At 45.5% G+C, this 18,936-nt stretch carries 14 protein-coding genes, 1 tRNA gene and 1 pseudogene; 10 read left to right on the top strand and 6 right to left on the bottom strand.

Annotated features, from left to right (window positions below):
- Positions 1–8 precede the first annotated feature (8 nt).
- Complete coding sequence (locus tag AC127K_RS03200; protein WP_483721543.1) at positions 9–638, top strand: DUF1643 domain-containing protein; 630 nt, start codon at positions 9–11, stop codon at positions 636–638.
- 100 nt (positions 639–738) lie between these two features.
- Here the strand turns inward: AC127K_RS03200 and AC127K_RS03195 are convergent, their stop codons facing one another.
- Entirely contained in the window at positions 739–951 is a 213-nt protein-coding gene (locus AC127K_RS03195) for a helix-turn-helix domain-containing protein (RefSeq protein ID WP_295341990.1), read from the bottom strand.
- A gap of 180 nt (positions 952–1,131) precedes the next feature.
- On the opposite strand from AC127K_RS03195, the gene AC127K_RS03190 reads away from it, so the two are divergent.
- From AC127K_RS03190 to AC127K_RS03180, 3 genes are all read left to right on the top strand, one after another.
- Positions 1,132–1,533, top strand: coding sequence for a hypothetical protein (locus AC127K_RS03190; protein WP_483721542.1), 402 nt, complete (start codon positions 1,132–1,134; stop codon positions 1,531–1,533).
- On the top strand, positions 1,530–2,642 hold the full coding sequence (locus AC127K_RS03185) for an RNA-guided endonuclease InsQ/TnpB family protein (protein WP_483721541.1): 1,113 nt from the start codon (positions 1,530–1,532) through the stop codon (positions 2,640–2,642). The genes AC127K_RS03190 and AC127K_RS03185 overlap by 4 nt, the downstream gene beginning before the upstream one ends.
- Positions 2,643–3,018: 376 nt before the next feature.
- Positions 3,019–4,068, top strand: coding sequence for a tyrosine-type recombinase/integrase (locus AC127K_RS03180; RefSeq protein ID WP_483721540.1), 1,050 nt, complete (start codon positions 3,019–3,021; stop codon positions 4,066–4,068).
- Positions 4,069–4,162: 94 nt separating this feature from the next.
- Here AC127K_RS03180 and AC127K_RS03175 read toward each other — a convergent pair whose 3' ends face one another.
- Positions 4,163–5,038: a DUF4238 domain-containing protein gene (locus tag AC127K_RS03175; RefSeq protein WP_483721539.1), complete on the bottom strand. Its 876-nt coding sequence runs from the start codon at positions 5,036–5,038 to the stop codon at positions 4,163–4,165.
- Positions 5,039–6,235: 1,197 nt separating this feature from the next.
- Here AC127K_RS03175 and AC127K_RS03170 point away from each other — a divergent pair.
- The 3 genes from AC127K_RS03170 (at position 6,236) to AC127K_RS03160 (ending at position 13,414) form a co-directional block, all read left to right on the top strand.
- Positions 6,236–9,340, top strand: coding sequence for a type I restriction endonuclease subunit R (locus AC127K_RS03170; protein ID WP_483721538.1), 3,105 nt, complete (start codon positions 6,236–6,238; stop codon positions 9,338–9,340).
- Positions 9,337–11,394, top strand: a complete 2,058-nt coding sequence (locus AC127K_RS03165; RefSeq protein WP_483721537.1) for an N-6 DNA methylase — start codon at positions 9,337–9,339, stop codon at positions 11,392–11,394. Before AC127K_RS03170 ends, AC127K_RS03165 begins: the two co-directional genes overlap by 4 nt.
- Before the next feature lie 328 nt (positions 11,395–11,722).
- A complete protein-coding gene (locus AC127K_RS03160; protein WP_483721536.1) occupies positions 11,723–13,414 on the top strand; it encodes a hypothetical protein in 1,692 nt (563 codons plus the stop codon).
- Between the two features lie 430 nt (positions 13,415–13,844).
- Here the strand turns inward: AC127K_RS03160 and AC127K_RS03155 are convergent, their stop codons facing one another.
- Positions 13,845–14,078, bottom strand: coding sequence for a hypothetical protein (locus tag AC127K_RS03155; RefSeq protein WP_483721535.1), 234 nt, complete (start codon positions 14,076–14,078; stop codon positions 13,845–13,847).
- A gap of 64 nt (positions 14,079–14,142) precedes the next feature.
- Between AC127K_RS03155 and AC127K_RS03150 the strand changes: the two are divergent.
- Positions 14,143–14,589 (top strand): annotated as a pseudogene (locus AC127K_RS03150) (transposase); the annotation flags it as partial.
- 99 nt (positions 14,590–14,688) lie between these two features.
- Positions 14,689–15,876: an IS256 family transposase gene (locus tag AC127K_RS03145; RefSeq protein ID WP_483721534.1), complete on the top strand. Its 1,188-nt coding sequence runs from the start codon at positions 14,689–14,691 to the stop codon at positions 15,874–15,876.
- 104 nt (positions 15,877–15,980) lie between these two features.
- On the opposite strand, the gene AC127K_RS03140 is transcribed toward AC127K_RS03145, so the two are convergent.
- A complete protein-coding gene (locus AC127K_RS03140) occupies positions 15,981–16,520 on the bottom strand; it encodes an S-adenosylmethionine synthetase N-terminal domain-containing protein (protein ID WP_483721533.1) in 540 nt (179 codons plus the stop codon).
- A gap of 417 nt (positions 16,521–16,937) precedes the next feature.
- Positions 16,938–17,852: a hypothetical protein gene (locus AC127K_RS03135; protein WP_483721532.1), complete on the bottom strand. Its 915-nt coding sequence runs from the start codon at positions 17,850–17,852 to the stop codon at positions 16,938–16,940.
- Positions 17,853–18,019: 167 nt separating this feature from the next.
- On the opposite strand from AC127K_RS03135, the gene AC127K_RS03130 reads away from it, so the two are divergent.
- A complete protein-coding gene (locus AC127K_RS03130; protein ID WP_483721531.1) occupies positions 18,020–18,502 on the top strand; it encodes a hypothetical protein in 483 nt (160 codons plus the stop codon).
- Between the two features lie 138 nt (positions 18,503–18,640).
- Here the strand turns inward: AC127K_RS03130 and AC127K_RS03125 are convergent.
- Positions 18,641–18,716: transfer RNA gene (locus AC127K_RS03125), tRNA-Met, on the bottom strand.
- Positions 18,717–18,936 lie beyond the last annotated feature (220 nt).

Raw genomic sequence — 18,936 nt, 5'->3', positions numbered from 1 at the left:
AGGCCCCTATGCATATTTCTTCCCTGAATACATCACAAGAGCATGTCCAACCATTTTCCTTGGCACTAGAGGAATCACGGAATATAAAGCATGATTACGATCCTGCTCATTGGTTGTACGTTCCCCCTATATACTGTGACTATCGCTACGTTTTAGGTACTGTAGGCGAAAATCCTTTGATTTGTGTAGGCATCAACCCTTCCACCGCAACCCCCAATATGCTAGACCCCACCATGAAATCCGTAGAGAGAATTGCCGTTGCCAACGGCTTTGATAGTTTTATCATGTTTAATGTGTATGCTCAACGCGCTACACAGCCGGACGATTTGGATCCGAAATGTAACGCGATACTTCATCGAGAAAACATGAACGCTTTTCGGTGGGCCCTGTCTCAAACCAAGTCCGATTCGCCTTCCATTTGGGCCGCTTGGGGAACGCTTATTGAAAAGCGTACCTATCTTTCCTCTTGTCTCCGCGATATGCTTCTTTTGGGGCAAGAGTTCCATGCTTGTTGGTACAGCGCAGGTCCTCATTCTAAAAAAGGGCATCCGCATCATCCTTTGTATTTACGCGGAGATAGTAAACTTGTCCCTTTTGATGTTCAACAATACATAAAAAATTGCCTTTCGAAAGAATAAACCCATCACAGAATAAGCCCCCAACCTTTGTCGGCCATCGTCAAAGGTTGGGGGCTTTGCTTTTAGGTTTCATAAATGCGCCATCATAAAAAACACCGTTTCAAATTTCTTCGCCAGTTTCTTTATCGATAAACAATCCGCGGAACTCGCAGCCCATCGCGTCAGCAATTTCCTGCAGCTCTTTTTCACTGAAATTATCGCGCTTGAATTTTCCGCTGATATTCTGTGAGGTGCACCCTAGGCTGGCAGCAAGATCTTTTACCGACATTCCTTTTTTTATGAGAGCAATTTTAATTTTCTCTGTCATTGCCATCGATAACACCATCCTTTTCCTTTTTAACAGTATACCTTCAGAAGTACACAAAGTCAATCTTTCGGCTGAAAAAAGTAATTAAAAAGTGAATAAAGTAGTTGACAAAAGAAACTTTTCAGGATATAATTAAATCATAGAGTTACGAAAACAACTCAACAGTTACAAAAAGGAGATAGTACCATGAAAGTATTTATTCTTGACCGTTTGAATGTTCCCATTCATCTGAATCGCCTTCATACCGGCAACCCCGGCTTTGCCGTCAGATGGTTATGTTGCTCCTGTTTATTTTTCTTTTTGATAAAGGGCATTACGCCCGGAAAGGTGTGCTTTATGAAAATGTCTGCTTATATCTATTTTCAGTTCCCAATGAATTCGACCGACACTCTTGCATTGCATATGCGCCGTGATTGCGGTCATGACCCCAAATATTGGACCAGAAAGTATCAAAAAAAGAAAATAGCGCAAACCCATGCGGCAACATGGATCTGCGCTCGGCAGGAAAATCATTTTTGCGTCACGATTTCCTGCCTCCATTGTACAACACACAATTTCAAAACACAAGTGGAGGACTACTCTTTATGAATCAATTGGAAACGGTCCTGTATCGGACCTATGTATATCGCCTCTATCCTACCGCCGAGCAGCAGGCTATGCTTGCCGAGCGGTTTGACTTTGAAGATAAAAATTACAATGCCATGGCACGCTGCATTAACGAGCTGTATGGGAAACGAGCCCACAAAAGCGATGCAGAAACTGCTATTCGCCAATATAGTATTTCCTGCCCCGGTATCGACTACCAAGGCTCCCTGGATCACACCCGAAAGGAACTGTACCAGGCAGTGCAAAAATTATGGCAGGGAAGTTTCAACAAGATTTATTTGCGCCCGGTTACACGGAATCAGCGCTGCTTCTATTTCAAAACAATGGCGGTCAGCGAATTCCATATTGTTGTTCCCACTATCGGGACAATCCTGCGCGATACTCATCGCCCGCTCCCGGCCGGTGCAAAAGCACTCAGCGGCCAAATCTTTTACAGCACCTATGAAGGGCGCTACTACGCTCATATACTTATCGTGTACACGGCAAAATTGCCGGTCCCTATCACGCCTGTGCTCTATGACCGGGCCATCGGTCTGGATTACGCACAAGACGGTCTATACCGTGATTCTAATGGTCACAGTGCCGAATATCCCGGATTCGCGGCAAAATCCAAACCCAAACGGGAAGCCTTGCAGCAAGCTCTGTCCCGTGCACACACCGGCAGCCGACGCTGGCGTGCCCTGCGCGCCAAACTGGCCAAGTTGGACCGCCATACTCAAAATCAACGTCGTGATTGGCAATACAAACAATCTAAGCGTCTCCTACAGAATCACGACCTCATTGCCACCGAAAATCTGGATTTTGTGGGTATGAAGCGTCAAAATCCTCGCCTTACCCCCAAAATAGAAGATAATCAGTACCCCGCCTTTTTGCAAAAGCTGCAAAGTAAAGCTATCATGCAGGGAAAACGTGTCGTACGAGTCGACCGCTATTATCCGAGCTCGCAAATTTGCTCGGCATGCGGTGCACATCTTGGCAAACTTCCCTTGGCATTCTCCGTTTTTCGTTGCCCACAATGTGGAACGCAAATGCAGCGGGATCTTAATGCCGCCAAAAACATTCTGCATGAGGGACTGCGTCAGGCAAAATAAGAAATTCCATTCCTTGGGCACATGGGAACTTTTGCGCACAGGCAGGCCGTGCGAAATTGTGCCGGAATGAATTCTGCCTGCTCGCCCGGGCGTTCCGGGTAAAACGCGCATGCAGTGAGCCATGCGAACGAAACGCCGAATAGTTATACGCTCACGTTTCTATACAATTCGTATTATAAGCACAAAAACAGCACGGCGGTAAGCGGAAGCTGGACCCTCCCGTTTACCTGCGCAGGTGATGCGACCACCTACACAACAGACTTGCTGCACCGTACCGAATTCAGTATAGCAGCGTTCTTATGGTATGACAAGGCTGATGTGTTTGTTTCACAAATTGACCTGTGCCGTGTGTTTTCCGATAAAAGGAGTACACATTATGAAGGTTACAAAAGACAATGGAAATAGTGTTCTTGACTTTTCCGAAGAAACCATTCTGGAAGATTGGCTGCTGTATTGGCTTGATGCTTATGTAAAGCCCGTTTCCAAACCGTCCGGCTATGAGCACTATCGAGATAATTGCGTAAAACACATCATCCCCGCAATCGGAGAAATCCAGCTCGGAAACTTGACGCCACGCGTGTTGCAGCGCTTTTTTAACGAGCAGGCACGGACAGGCAATCTTCGTACCGGGGGACCGCTGTCCACAAAGAGCCTGCGCAATATGCGGGCCGTGTTGGATGTTGCATTGAAGCTTGCTACGGCCGAAGAATTGATGCCTAGCAATCCTGTCCCGCTGACCGCAATCAAGTCTGTGAAAAGCCGCCGGGTTCAAATCATGACCAATGACTCCCAGAGGGCCTTGGAAACATATCTGTTTGAACATTTCGGCCACAAAGAAGCCGGCATTCTACTGGCACTGTACACGGGTATGCGTTTGGGCGAGATCTGCGCCCTGCGGTGGAAAAATTATCAGGAATCCACCGGGATGCTCTCAGTTGAAAGTACCGTGCGCCGCATCAGTGATATCGACTCAAGCCCGACAGCCCCAAAGACACAACTGGTATTCGGTTCTGTAAAGACCACTTCCTCGGAACGAGAGTTATATATGCCTGATGTAGTACAGCAATTGTTAAAGTTGCAGCGCGAACGATTCGCAAAAGAATTTGGTCATGAAGCCGGCGACGAAGATTTTATCGTTTTTAATCGTTGCGGCCGTGTGATGGACCCGGACAACCTCAGCCATTATTTTTCTCGGATTCTTCGCCAGCTTCACCTGGAGCATGTCAAATTTCACGCCATGCGACACACGTTTGCGACACGTGCTATCGAAAACGGCATCGACGTCGCAACAGTATCGGGCCTGCTAGGCCACGCCGATGTGACAACTACCACTCACTTCTATGTTCATCCTCGGGATGAAGCGATGCGAGCCGCTATGCGTGGCATCGTACCGGTAGGAACAGCGAAATTCGGGAACGGAGCATAAACGTTTTCTTAAAGCCTAACAATTCTTAATTTGAATTTCGACAAATCCACGTGAAATAGGCACCACCTCAAAAGGGGTGGTGTCTATCTTTATTTTAACTCATTTTGAGCTTTTGAAGAATTACTGATTTCTTTGAATAGACTTGCCCATAGCACTGCTCCATTTGTTTTCTGTTTATTGTTTTTATAAAGCTCCTGTTTCTATCCCCCCTTAAATCAATCAACTTACGATCATATGACTGAAGTTTTCCAAAAAAAGAATCAGGGTGATAAGCAGCCAATATCAAATAGGGGCTTAAAGGGAAATATAACAGTGTTTTGGGATAAATGATTCCATTTGTATATGGCGTCGCATCTGCGGTTTCACTGTTGATAAACATCACCGGGTTATCACTTGTGACAAATTCCACGCCTTTCATTGCGCACCTAAAAACTATAAAAGTTCTTTTACAAAGTTCTTGTGAATAGCGAATAATTCTCTTTGGATCCAGAGAGACCTCCATTTCCAGTGCGCGAAACAGTGTTTCATTTTGTTCCAAACTTTGCAACATTTTCAGCTGGGATGATGATAATTCTTCAAATCGTTTTTGGGTTTCTTCAATCACTTCGGGTATCAACTTATGAAACAGTTCACGTTCGTATTCTCTACTTTGCTTGCCACGAAGCAGCTGTACAATCATAATTGTTGCCAACTCTGCCTTTTCTTCTTCAGTAATAACATATTGTCCATCATGCGCCATGATGTTGGAGGGTGCAATTATTTGTGGTAAAACTTTGCTTATAAGCGGCTCTACGCTTTGAGCATAACTTTTTTCCCAACAAAAAGGATCCTCCGCACCTGTTAGAGTATAAAAATTATTTTCTACACCAGCTGCTTCTATACCAGTAGTGAATATTTTCCCCGTCTTAGTATCAAGAACGGAAATAGACTTATCAGGAGCACAAAAGTATTTAAGATATGCTCTAGGCACATGATGTTGCCTAATAGGATTATTGCATTTCCCCGTTTTAAAAACCTCCGGTTTCTATCAAAATATCTTTAAAATTTATCACAGAATTGCTTGAAATTCAACAAGATTACGGCTTCAGTGGTGCCATCTTTGTCTAGACAATATTTCAACCGGACATCCACATAAAATCTGAGGTTTTCTATTAGACGCAGAAATTAGGCATAAGCGATGATTTGATTTCCCTAAATCAAACAGCCAAAATTATCATGTGTTTCGGCATTGCCACCGGTGTCGATAAAGATTTATAGTTTGGCGAAATCTGGGATGGAGGCGATTACACATCCGGGCGAAATAGATTTCCATAAGGAAGAAAACGTTCTGTGCATATGAATCGAAGTTTTACTTGATGAGGTTGAAATACATGTTTTACTTCTTTCTAGTTGTACATAACGAACTGCAGTGGAATAAATAAGAAACAAACGAGAACTGCCGAAAAATCGTTATTAAAGTAGATAAAAGTCCGAATTAAAGGATTGTTGATCTGTTATAATAAATGTAAATAGTAGATATTGTCTGATTTCTTGAAAGGAGTAGTAAAATGAAGGAAAAGCTTCTGTTCATCCTTTTTTTGTATATCGCGGGGTGTGCTATTTGGGGAACGATCAAATTTCTCGCGTTTATTTGTGAAACGTTCCATTGAGTTGACATGTGTTGATGTACCTTATTCAGAATCTATAACCGCCGTGGGAAGTACTCTAGTATTTAAACCACAGAATATCTTCTGAGGAAGGACTACCACTAGTTTGTAGTCGGAAGATGAGGGTAGCACGACATGATTTATTTTGCTTTATTGTTTTATAAAAAAGTGGTAGTATAATAACCAAAAATCACCCTGATCCAATAATATTAGTAAAAATTCCATCGGATTTTTTATCTCACTTTTTCATAGAAGATTATAGCCTATATCACAGCGTTTCTGCAATCAATTGTGCAGTAAAAACGAGTCGGCTATCGTAAATAGTAGGCACAAAATAATAACTCTATCAAAAATGAGCCCGCAGTATTACGGTAAAACTTCTATCCTTTGGTAAATGTCAGTATCTATTAGACCATGTATCATATGTATTACACGATGCGAGAAAACAATATCTTTTGTCTATGTAAAATTCTAACTGAATCATAAAGTAATCAAGTCACTTTGGGAGAGGAGAAATTTCCATGCCGATTTCAGAAAACGATTTGGAGCAAGCTGTACTCCAAGAGTTTCACTTAGTCAACTATGAAACAGCATATGGCCCAGAGATTAGCCAAGGAGGAGAATCACCTGAACGAGAGTCCTATGAATCAGTAATACTAGAGGAACGTTTGCTGTGCTCATTGCGTCGCCTCAATCCAGAGCGGTCTCAAGCAGCTATTCGCGAAGCTATCCGCTCTCTGCAGTTGAACTCTGGCACTCTTTTGGATAAAAACCGCCGTTTTCACAACTTCTTAATTTCCGGTGTACCGGTACGTGAGCAAAACCAGAAGAGTGGCGAAGTATCAGAACACTATTGTCGGCTTGTCGATTTTTCAAATCCTGAAAACAATGACTTTTTAGCGGTAAATCAATTTACCGTACAAAATGGATCGGCCGTAAAACGGCCCGATTTAGTAGTTTTCCTCAACGGGCTACCTGTAGCTGTGTGGGAGCTTAAGAACGCAGGTAATGAACAAGCAGATTTAACAAAAGCCTATAATCAGCTCCAAACTTATATGTCCAGCATCCCAACACTCTTTTTTAGCAACGCTTTTCTAGTTGTGAGTGACGGGATTAATTCTACCGTTGGGACAATAACCTCTCCGCAGGATAGATTTGTGGCCTGGAGAAGTATAGACGGAGAGCGTAGAGATGACCGTAGTACCCCCAGTTATCGAACTCTGATCAAAGGTATGTTTACGCCAGAGCATTTTCTTCGTCTCATTAGTTCATATCTGTTCTTTCAAGATACATCTTCTGGTCCACGAAAAATTCTTGCGTCTTATCACCAGTTCTTCGCTGTAGAAAAAGCCCTTGTACAAACCAGACGCGCTGTAGCGGAAGGTGGAGACCAACGTATTGGTGTTGTATGGCATACACAGGGAAGCGGAAAAAGTTTCTCCATGGTATTTTATGTTCGCCAATTGTTTGCAGATTCAACCCTCTCCAATCCGACAGTGGTAATAATTACTGACAGAAATGATCTGGACGATCAACTATTTCAAACTTTTTCGTCGTCCTCTGAATATTTACTAGGGCAACCACAGCATGCCGAAAGCCGAGCACAATTAAAAAAACTCTTACGTGGCCGTACCAGCGGTGGGATAATCTTTACCACTATCCAGAAATTCGAACCAGATGGGGGATGCGAATCAGTAGAACCTCTCACAAAGCGTCGCAATGTAATTGTCATCGCTGATGAGGCGCATCGCTCCCAGTATGGACTTTCTGCGAAAGTGAAAATTGAAAATGGGAACGCAGCGCTTCGTTACGGCTATGCGCATTACCTCCGCGCCTCTTTGCCAAATGCATCCTTCATTGGTTTTACAGGAACACCTGTTTCTCAAGGTGATCACGATACAGTTTCTGTGTTTGGTGACTATATTGACGTCTACGATATGTCCCGCTCCATTGAAGATGGAACTACTGTCAGTCTGTTCTACGAGAGTAGGATGGCTTCACTGCAACTTCCAGAAAACATGATTGACTCAATCGATGAGGAATACGAGGAAATCACCAGTCAACAAGAAGATTCTCAGCGAGAAGCACTAAAGGCCAAGTGGTCAAGCATGGAAGCTATTGCTGGCGCACAGGCCCGCTTATCCGCTATTGCAGAAGACATTGTTGCCCATTTTGAAATGCGCCAGGCATCGCAGGAGTACAATGGTGGCAAGGCAATGATTGTAGTGATGAGCCGCCGAATTGCCGTGGAGCTTTATAATAAGATCATAAAGCTTCGGCCACAATGGCATAGTGACGACTTAAACCATGGCGTGATCAAAGTTGTAATGACCGGAAACTCTTCCGATCCACCAGAATGGCAGCGGCATATCGGTAATAAAGCCAGTCGTGAAACGCTGGCGCAACGGATGAAAAATCCGCGCGATGAACTTCAGTTGGTTATCGTCCGGGATATGTGGCTTACAGGGTTCGATGTTCCGAGTATGCACACCATGTATATAGATAAGCCAATGAAAGGGCATAATCTTATGCAGGCAATCGCGCGGGTGAATCGCGTTTTTCAAGGCAAGAATGGCGGGCTAATTGTTGATTACATCGGAATTGGCGAGTCGCTAAAAAAAGCCATCTCTGCCTATACATATCGCGACAGAGAAGACCCTAACGAAAAATCAGACATTTCCGCAGTAGAAAACCAGTTGGAGGAAAAGTGCCAACTTTTGCGGGAGCTTTTGCATGGCTGCCCTGTAGAAGGATTTTTTTCTGAAGATCCGAGCAGTCGATTTACTGCGCTTGCGACAGCAATTGATTTTGTACTGTCACTCGGTGAAACTCGAAAAAATGACTTTCTGCGCCTAACAGAGGAAGTACTAAAGCGTTGGTCTTTATGTGCTGCCTCTTCCCGCTGCACAAGTTTGAATGAAGAAATAAGCTTTTACCGAGCAGTAAAGGCGGGAATTGTTAAGTTGGTGACAGAAGACAACGGGCGCAAAAAGACGAGCACTCAACTGGACTTCGAGATGAACCAGCTTCTATCCCGTGCGGTGGCATCCTCTGGAATCATTGACATTATAGGGCCGTATGGTACCGATGTGCTTGATATTTCAGCACTTTCAGAAGAGGTCATTAAACAGTTGGAAAAGAAGGACCTAGCGGTTTATGCGATTCATAAACTTCTGAAGCAATCCATCTCGGATATGTTCTCAAGAAATATGGCTCAGCGCCACCGTTTTACAGAACTATTGGCGAAGGCTATAGAGAAGTATCAGATACGGTCCGTCTCCATAACAGAAACTCTTCAGGATCTACTCAATCTTGCTCAGCAGATGAAAGAAAAATACGATGAACAAGCTGCAGATGGCTTGACCGTAACACAATCGGCGTTCCGGTCAATTCTTGAAGAGAACCGACCCGGCGAGGATGCCAGTGCACTTTCTGTCGAAGTGGATCAAACGCTCTCGCAATTTTATTGCATTGACTGGATCTCCCGTAGGAATGTCCGTGCCAGAATGAAGATGGCTGCTAAACGCTTACTTAAACAACACGGATATTCCGCAGAAGAATTTAACCATCTGGCAGAAATGCTGGTCAAGCAATACGAAGAAGTATATGAGGAAAATACGATATGAATCAGGAAATGATGCAGTATATATGGAACAAGAGCCTAGAACTGCAAGGCAGTATTGATCGATCAGACTATAAGTCGGTTATATTGGGGCTAGTATTTCTGCGCTATATTTCGTCAGTGTTTGAAAAAAAATACTATATTCTTCTCGATGAAGGAGAGGGCTTTGAGGAGGACGAAGATGCTTATCTAGCCGATAACATCTTTTTTGTTCCGCCGCAAGCTCGTTGGAGTGTTCTCCGCGCCGAGGCTCACACCCCCGAAATAGGCAGAAAAATCAACGATGCCATGATACAGATTGAACGCTGCAACAATACGCTCAAAGGTGTGATGCCGACAATATATACTCGGCCAGAACTTCGTGCTTCTCAGCTAGGAGACTTAATCGACCTTCTTTCTTTTGAAGTAAAGGAAGGCGGGGACGTTCTCGGAACCATGTACGAATTTTTGCTCCACCGCTTTGGTACAGAAGAAAGTGAATTTTATACCCCGACCTGTCTGGCGGATCTTATGGTTGAATTGTTAGAACCATATTCTGGACGAATTTACGATCCTTGTTTTGGTTCGGGTAGTATTTTTGTGCGTTCAGCAAAATTTGTAGAGGCTCACCGCCACCGTACAGATGCTATTCATGTTTATGGTCAGGAAATCAATGCTGCCACCTGGAAACTTGCTAAAATGAATCTTGCAATTTGCGGCATTGATGGGGATCTTGGCAGTAATCCTGATAATACTCTCACCAATGATTTGCACAAGCTGCTAAAGGCAGATTACATTTTTGCAAACCCTCCTTTCGGGCAGTCCTGGGATGCAAACAAGGTTGCTGACGATTCGCGTTGGGTATATGGCCGCCCACCGGAAAGAAATGCAAATTATGCCTGGATTCAGCACGTTTTGTCTAAGCTTAGTCCTGCAGGTGTAGCAGCTGTTATTACCAGCAGAAGTTGCGGGGCGGAAGTACAGAAATGGTGCAGTGATATCAAAGCCGGAATTTTAAGGGACAATCGACTTGAGTGTATCATTGCACTTCCATCTAATTTGTTCTCGAATACTAATGTAGGCTGCAACCTTTGGATTTTGTCCCGAAACAAGGAAAGAAGGACGACGCGTGCACAAGACATCTTATTTGTGGATGCTTCGGCTCTCGGTGAGAAGATTTCCCCCTCCAAATATATCCTTACAGAGTCTCTCATTCATCGAATCGTAAACAAGTATCGTGCGTGGAAAAATGGGGAGAACTACTGTGATGAGACTGATTTTTGCCGTAGCGTTCCTTTAGAGGAAGTAAAGCAACACTCGTTTTTACTTCAACCCTCAAGATACGTCGTTTCTTCAAAGAATTCTGATTTCGAAGCCTCGGAACTACTTACAGCATATCAAAGATGTTCCTCAAAATTTGAACAAAATGCGCTTGGCAACCAAATTGAAAAATTACTGTGCGGTAAAAATAAGGTTCAATTAAGTGGCAGAAGAGCAGTGCTTTCAGAGTTTGTAGAGTTAATACCTGTGGTAGGTCCAGGAAAAGTGGTAGAGTCTATGCCGTCTGGAGATAGTTTACGATACCTGAAAATCAGTAATTTCAACTTTGGACTGACAAACCGTGATACGGTTGCATGGATTAGAAATGACTTCGTTAAACCCCACAAACTCGAAAAGTATCTGGCGCAACCAAATGATATTATGATTGCTAATATCGGAACGGGGGCGTCTATCGGAAAGATGGCGCTAACGAGGGAGTGCGATCTTCCTGCTGTCTATAATACAAATTTACTTGTATTACGGAAAAAATCTTCTGAGATTGGCATGGGAATCCTGTTCTTTGTAGTGTTATATGCTGTCCAGAACGCCAAAAAACTTCTTCGAGGTGCATCTGGCCAAAATCGTTTTCGAACCGATGATATATTAGGATTCGAGTTTAATCTGCCGAGCGAAGAAGATTCAGAGTTTTCTCATATGATTGAGGAAATTTTTGTACAATGGATTGCGGCGACAGAACTTAAAGATATTCTGGAACAATTGCAAGAGAATCTTGGCCCATACTTGGGATTGGAAGCATAAAAACAGGTGACCATACTTTTCAGGCAATTAGGGTGTTTTCTAAGTAAAGTTTAGAATTGCCTCGAAACTATTCGGAGTATTTCTGATTGCGCAATACTGGCCGGGGGGATTTTCCTTCATAAAATTCGGACATGGTTGTGAACGCATGGGGACCCAACGGACCTGTACCACAAATTTCTCCCGCTGCTATTGCCTCCAAGCCCCCGCTCCAATGTTTAAGACAAATGGCTTTCAAGCATACTTTATATCAATTCAAAACAGCGGTACTAGCCATAAGGATGTAAATATTTTTATTAAAATTTATATTTATAATAAGGAGGGCTACATTATGTCTCACAAAATGGGGTTGAGTGAAAAAGAATGGGCGTATGCATTGCTTAACATCGCAGAAATAATTGCTTCCTCCAACGCTTCCGTTCGTATGATCAACAAAATCTATGATACGAATCCATTGCTATACTATCAAAACGCTCAGATGTCACCTTACTATTCTTGTAGTGAAATTACATCCTATCCTATTTTGACAGAAGAAAACATTAAAAGAGCGTTGGGCGTTTTATATACCGCAGAACAATGTACTGAGGCCGAAAAGGAAATCCTAAAGGTGATCAAACATCTTGATCCTGTCTGTTATGAATTCTTTTCAAAATTCAATAATAAGACAGCCATTAAGTTTTCCATGTCCAGTCCACCGGTGTATGGTCTTCACTCAACAGATTGCATAACTATTTACCTTGCAGACAAGCTGCTGTCAGATGACCAGTTTGATCGCTTGATGAAAAGCCCTTCCTTTTCTGATTTACAAAATTTAGCCAAAAGAAAACTCGCTGATGTTGCTTCTTTTTCCGATTCGCGTTTGGCATGGAGTGTGATCCGAACCCGCTGCGACGAAATCCTAGAAATCGTTTCCCATAATGCCCTCCAAATGAGTTCTTCGCAAACAGAAAAATATATTCAAAAAATACGATATCCAACCAGTGAGTCGGAGAATATCGTTATCAATACACCCCATAATCCAGAAGATCTGTTTTCTCTTTCGTTAGGCTATCATGATCCTTATCAGGAAAAACATGTTGTATATGGAGACCTTTCCCAAGCATTAGAAAGATATAAAGAATCTGTTTTCTCCGACAGGGACGCTTTGGCAGAAACCTTTTCTGCAACTCAAGGAATTCATGGCCTTTTGGAGCTTGAAGGAATAAACCACTGGCGTTTTTTTAGCGAGAATAAATTATTCGATGGAGCCAATGGACAAGCCGCAAAATTCAGTAGCCGATATTCCCAAGAGAAAAATGCTTATGAATTTGATCCGGAACTTTTTACGTGCTTATATAGTTTAGTATGTGTTATCCGAAAATATCAGGCCCTGAAAGAAGATTATCGAAAACTAAACCCTGAGAGTCAAAAATTAGCATTGAATCTAGCAGAGGATCAGATTCAGTTATTGAAAGAACAGTTGTCACAAGAAAAAGCAAAAAATAAATCTCTGAATTTCGAGTTGGAAGTTGCAAACAAAAAGTTGCATGGATATGAAAAAGATTCCCGTATGCAACAGTGGGGGTTGGAAAACAATTACAAAACAAGGATTTCAGAAATGCAAACAGAAATATCTTTCTTGCAGCGAAATCGTCAGGAGCTGCTGCAACTAAGAGATTTCTTCTTTTCACTACAAGAAGCGGATCGTTTTGTGTCTGACGACATGGAGGTGAGCACAGAAAGGAAACGAGTACTTTCGGAGAAACGAATTGTTACAGTAGGAGGGCACATACAATTTCGAAAGCAATTAAAAAAAATGTATCCAACATTTCTTGTTCTAGATGGCACCTTAAATACGCAGGATTTTCAAGTAATAGAGCACGCGGACCATGTATTTATTTTTGTACAGAATATGAGCCATTCCACGTATTATAAGCTGATGGAGAAATTAGAACATTCGGACGTTCCTTTCACCTATATAAACACAACCAACTATACAGTCATCGAAGATATCATGTACCAAAAGGTCGCATCAAGCCAATAATGGCTACTTAAAAATGAAAAAGATTTTGTGTTGGAAAATTTCTTTTATATTAGAATGCAATAGTGTCTCTTACAAAGGTATATATGATTCTGACAGCACGCTGCCTCCATGCTCTCCATTCCTTTTCTTGCGTGATTTCCTATATCCACTTTGATTTTTTGTTGATACTTTGCCAGTGGTACTTTGCCACGAATTCGATATGGTATTTTTTTCTATCCTCGCTCTGTGGTAACCTCCTTTATCAGATAAGGCACAATAAGTTTTGCAAATCGAAAAGTGAATAAAAAGAGACATGGTTTGCTTTCTCCTGTCGAATGGTTAGTGTAGCAACTTCATTCAACCAGAGATTTGTAAACCATGTCTTTTATTTTGCGAAACTTATTCTACCTTATAGACAAAACTAGAGTATGTTCCTCAAGGAGAACGGCTATTACTTCTGCGTTTTCTGTAGAAGGTCGTTGGTCGTAATTGCAGAATGCTGATAGGCCAAATCAAATAACGATAAAAAGTCTGTACGCTCTTGTTCAGTTAGTTCTGGCAAATCAAGCAAACGGAATAGCAGTTCCGGAAGATCTCTGATAACAAAACGACTTTGCTTATCAGGGCCAACACACATTTTGATAGCGTATAATCGAGTTCGCAAAAGCAAATAAGAAATAGACAAGCCATTAGGGCTCCTGTAAAATGAAAGTTGTCCAGACAATCAAGATACAAAGGAGAAAACCCTAATGGCTCAAAAGAATCATACCACAAATCTGACCGAATTGCTACTGCAATGCGTGGCACAGCCGGATCCCATGCTGAGTATGCTGGAGTGGCTGTGCAGCCAACTCATGGAAGCCGAAGTAAGCCAGCAGCTGGGAGCGGCGAAAAGCGAACGTGCCGAAAGCCGCAGCGGATATCGCTGTGGCTACCGGCCTCGCAGACTGGATACCCGGATGGGGACCATGTATCTCATGGTGCCGAAGGTACGGCATGGGGGCTACATCCCATTCTTTGTTACGGAACGCAAACGCAGTGAGGCGGCACTGATTCAGGTGGTGCAGGAGGCATTTGTACAGGGCGTATCCACTCGTAAGATGGAAAAGCTGGCCAAGAGCCTGGGAATTGAAAGCCTGTCCCGCAGTCAGGTCAGTGAGATGACAAAAGGCTTGAACGAGCAGATGATAGCGTATAATCGAGTTCGCAAAAGCAAATAAAAAATAGACAAGCCATTAGGGCTCCTGTAAAATGAAAGTTGTCCAGACAATCACGATACAAAGGAGAAAACCCTAATGGCTCAAAAGAATCATACCACAAATCTGACCGAATTGCTACTGCAATGTGTAGCACAACCGGATCCCATGCTGAGTATGCTGGAATGGCTGTGTGCCCAGCTCATGGAGGCCGAAGTAAGCCAGCAGCTGGGAGCGGAGAAAAGCGAACGCGCCGAAAGCCGCAGCGGGTATCGCTGTGGCTACCGGCCTCGCAGACTAGATACCCGAATGGGCACCATGTATCTCATGGTGCCGAAGGTACGTCAGGGCGGTTACATACCGTTCTTTGTTACGGAGCGCAAACGCAGTGAAGCGGCACTGATCCAAGTGGTGCAGGAGGCATTTGTGCAGGGCGTATCCACTCGTAAGATGGAAAAACTGGCCAAGAGCCTGGGAATTGAAAGCCTGTCCCGCAGTCAGGTCAGTGAGATGACAAAAGGCTTGAACGAGCAGGTAAATGCTTTCCGCAGCCGCTCTCTTTCCCAAAGCAGTTATCCCATTTTGTGGGTGGATGCTCTGTACGAAAAAGTTCGTATAGACGGCAGAATTGTAAGTATGGCGATACTGGTGGTCTGTGGTGTGGATGAGCATGGCCAGCGAGACATTCTGGCGATAGAGCCCATGTTGGAAGCGTCGGAAGAAGTGTATCTTCAGCTTTTTCGAGGATTGCAGGAACGAGGACTTTGTACGCCTCGACTGGTTGTTTCAGATGCGCACGCCGGACTTGTTGCGGCTATCCGTAAAGGCTTCCCAGGAGCAAGCTGGCAACGGTGCAAGGTTCATTTCATGCGTAATATTCTGGCGCATATTCCTCACAAGGACAAAGATGCCTTTGCTCAGAATCTCAAGACTATCTGGCTGGCTCCCACCAGAGAACAAGCTCGCAAACTGGCTGAAGAAATCTGCAGGCGGTACGAGCACCGTTTTTCCAAAGCCATTTGCTGCCTGGAAGACGGTTTGGAGGACTCTTTGTTGTTCTATACTTTTCCACAGTTGGATGCAAGAAAGATTTCTTCTACCAACGTGTTGGAACGGCTGAATCGGGAGATCCGTCGCCGTACCAGTGTGGTAGGAATATTTCCCAGTGCAGATGCCTACACCAGACTGGTTACTACTTACCTCATGGAATATGCGGAAGACTGGTCCGCCTCCAGAGCGTACCTCAGCGAACAGTCTGTTCAAGCCATACTGCAACCGGCGGCTTAACTTCTTGTTTTACAGGAACCCTTTTTGTGAACAATACTTGACGCAGCCTTTTCCCCAATAGGCAAAAAGAAAAGAGCGTTGAAACTTTGCGTTCCAACGCTCTTTTAGTGTGTTGGTTGGCCGGTTTTACTGACATTCATTGCTTTTTCGGCTTCAAGTCCACAAATTTGTGATATAACATAACATTTATGATATCGATAGTCTCGCTCAGATCCTTGGCAAAAGCTAGATAAATGGCTATACCAGTATACCGCGATCGACGAATATACACGGTTATAGCCCACCACCACGCACTGGTCGCCTGCGCCGATGGCGTTGGGGTCGGATTCGGCGTCCAGCGGGTCGTTGACGGCGGCCTCAATGTCGGGGCTTTGGGGATGGATCAGGCTTTCGATCTCAAAATCCTTGGGATTGTATCCGGCGTTTTCCAGTGCCTCGCGGGTCAGTTTTCCAAGATCCGGCATGACCGTTGTGCTGATTTCGCCGGCCAGGACAATGTGGCCTTTGGTTGCCAGCACTTCGCAGGCCACGCGGGCGTTGCGGTCAAGGGTCAGACACCCGTCCAGCACCGTGTCGGCGATCTGGTCGCAGAGTTTGTCAGGGTGACCGGCGGTCACCGATTCGGCGGAATAAAAATGGGTCATAAAATTTCTCCTTTTATAATAATGTTGGGGCGCAGCCGCCCTGACTGCGCCCCTTCAGTTCGTCGAAAAAGTCCGTCATGGCCAGATCGGGCTAAGGCGGACTTTGGTAAAATGGGTGAAAAGACCGGAAAAGGAAGCTGTAGTTTGGAAAGAAAAACCGCTTGTTTGCAGCTCCCTGTGTGAGGGGGCTTCTTGGTTTTCCGCTTCTTTGTGGCCATCTTTTTCAAATTCCTGGCAGCAAATTTAAGTTTCACCCAGTTCGTCACCTGTGCCAAACCTCTGTATTGCGTAGATAGTGTTCATCATTCTGCTCCCTATTACGAGAAAAAAGGCCACCGGACGGTGGCCTTTTTCAACAGATTGAGCGCGTCCCGTGGGGCGTGCTTTTTTGGGGTGTGGGCAGGCCCGGGGCGGGGGTTACCGACCGGCGAGCACATAGAGATACCGCGCGTTGCCGGCGGCGTCGTAGATGGTCATGTACAGATCGTCCCCCTGGACTTCAAAGCGGAAGTTAACTTCCAGATCGTTCTCCCCCTCGGGGAAATCGCAGGCGCAGGTCCAGGACCCGCCGCCGTTGTCCACCAGCCGCTGGTAGGGGCGGCTGCCGAAGCGGAACGCGTCGATCATAAAAACGTCGAACGGGCCGAACGGGTTGGGGGTGCCCTCCGGGTTTTCTTCGCTCTGGGTGTAATCCGTCACCAGGGTGTACATCCCCCAGTCCTCCGTGGGCAGCGGGCTGGGGGCCCTGTCGTAGGTGGGGCGGACATAGTAGCCCACCAGATCGCCCGCGGCGTCCATCCGGGTCAGCATTTCCCGTTCGTCGTTGCGCTCAAACAGGAAGGCGTCGGTCAGCGCGTTGTCCTCGAGGCGGGCGCGGTAGATGAAGTAGCTGCCGTCGCCGTTGTCGACGGGGGTGTCGCTGACGTTGGAGACGTTCTCAAAGACGAAGAAGTCGTCGCTGTCCTTCGCGTTGACCCAGGCGCCCTGCCAGGGCTTGGAGGCGGGTACCAGGCCCGCCATCTCGGTGGTCACCGGCTGGGACATCGGCGAGGGGCCGTCCTCACCGGAAGCGGCGGGGGGCGGGGATGCCGGCGCCGGGCTGGCGGGCGTTTCCTCCGGCAGCGGGATTTCTGCCGCCGCAGACCCGCTGCCAGGCGTCTCGTTGGTGTCCCCGGCGGCGGGCTGACCTGTACAGCCTCCAAGGCACAGCGCCAGGGCCAGGATGCAGGCCAACAGGGCCGGCATGGCGGAAGTCGGGACATTGGCCCTGCAGCAGCGGTCAGGCAGGGCGGCATCCCGCTGCGGGGCGCCGTGATTGTCGCAGTATTTCATAGGTTTTCCTCCTCGTTTCCCCTATTATACCGCATTTTCGCCCGCAGAGAAACCCCCGAGGCAAAAGATCCGGGGCGGTGCTTCGGCCATACTTTTCCATACTTTCTTGGCAGAAAGTACGATAAGAACTTCCGACGAAAATGCATACCGGGGGAGCACGCTGAAAGATGCCACCCTGGCTGCGCCCCCCTGATGGTCGAACGTCAGCGGGACGAATTGTCCCGGTGGTCGGGTCGCTCCAGCCCATTTCCAATGTTCAACCCCTCCATGTATCGTCTGTACCGTTGCGGGGAGCATGGAAAGCAAATGATTGCATCGGGCATGTCACAGATGATCTCCGGCTCCCGGAATCGTGCGAGATACCGCTCCACCTGTTCATTGGTCAGGCTGCAAAAATTCTCGCCATCCTCACCGCAAAGGAAAAAGGTGCCGTAAGCAAACAAAAGGCCCAGTCTCCAGCTGATGCCGGATACCAGGCCATAAATAAAGACGTATATGAAATTGCTGTTATCACTATCGCAATCAGAAAACCGGCAGAACCAACAAAATCCTGCCGGAAAATTTTCCATACTTCTGCGGCGATTTTTTCGCCTAAAACCGAAAAAGGCCGCCAAACTCCCAGAAGAGGGGAGCCTGACGGCCTTCTATAGACGGAAATCCCTGCCAAAACCGCCTGACAGCGGTGGCGACAGTAATGGAAAAAGCCTGCACTCAGCAGGCTCCAAAACGTCGTATTTTGACGATTCAACAATAAAAAATTGGCCGACAGTAAAATCGGCCAATCAATGTGGTTGCGGGGACAGGACTTGAACCTGCGACCTCCGGGTTATGAGCCCGACGAGCTACCATCTGCTCTACCCCGCGATATTTTGTTTCGTCTCTTTCGAGATAGCTTAATCAATATACCATACGCACTAAGGTTTGTCAATAGTTTTTGCTTAAAAAAATGAAAAAGTTTTACGGTGGGCACTTCCACGGCCAAAAAGGCCGCTGCATGAGGCGTGATGGGGCTATTTTGCACACGGTGGAGACCGTCTTTTTTGAAATCCGGTTGGAAAAACAGATGCCGTCCTCTTGACATTAC

The organism is Subdoligranulum sp. DSM 23681 (assembly GCF_057005535.1).
This window is presented reverse-complemented; position numbering and strand designations above follow the sequence as displayed.

What these genes read in the sequence shown, in the direction of transcription:
- AC127K_RS03200 (WP_483721543.1), top strand. Translation starts at nt 9, where the DNA reads ATGCATATTTCTTCCCTGAATACATCACAAGAGCATGTCCAACCATTT.
- AC127K_RS03195 (WP_295341990.1), bottom strand. Translation starts at nt 951, where the DNA reads ATGGCAATGACAGAGAAAATTAAAATTGCTCTCATAAAAAAAGGAATG.
- AC127K_RS03190 (WP_483721542.1), top strand. Translation starts at nt 1,132, where the DNA reads ATGAAAGTATTTATTCTTGACCGTTTGAATGTTCCCATTCATCTGAAT.
- AC127K_RS03185 (WP_483721541.1), top strand. Translation starts at nt 1,530, where the DNA reads ATGAATCAATTGGAAACGGTCCTGTATCGGACCTATGTATATCGCCTC.
- AC127K_RS03180 (WP_483721540.1), top strand. Translation starts at nt 3,019, where the DNA reads ATGAAGGTTACAAAAGACAATGGAAATAGTGTTCTTGACTTTTCCGAA.
- AC127K_RS03170 (WP_483721538.1), top strand. Translation starts at nt 6,236, where the DNA reads ATGCCGATTTCAGAAAACGATTTGGAGCAAGCTGTACTCCAAGAGTTT.
- AC127K_RS03165 (WP_483721537.1), top strand. Translation starts at nt 9,337, where the DNA reads ATGAATCAGGAAATGATGCAGTATATATGGAACAAGAGCCTAGAACTG.
- AC127K_RS03160 (WP_483721536.1), top strand. Translation starts at nt 11,723, where the DNA reads ATGTCTCACAAAATGGGGTTGAGTGAAAAAGAATGGGCGTATGCATTG.
- AC127K_RS03145 (WP_483721534.1), top strand. Translation starts at nt 14,689, where the DNA reads ATGGCTCAAAAGAATCATACCACAAATCTGACCGAATTGCTACTGCAA.
- AC127K_RS03140 (WP_483721533.1), bottom strand. Translation starts at nt 16,520, where the DNA reads ATGACCCATTTTTATTCCGCCGAATCGGTGACCGCCGGTCACCCTGAC.
- AC127K_RS03135 (WP_483721532.1), bottom strand. Translation starts at nt 17,852, where the DNA reads ATGAAATACTGCGACAATCACGGCGCCCCGCAGCGGGATGCCGCCCTG.
- AC127K_RS03130 (WP_483721531.1), top strand. Translation starts at nt 18,020, where the DNA reads ATGCCACCCTGGCTGCGCCCCCCTGATGGTCGAACGTCAGCGGGACGA.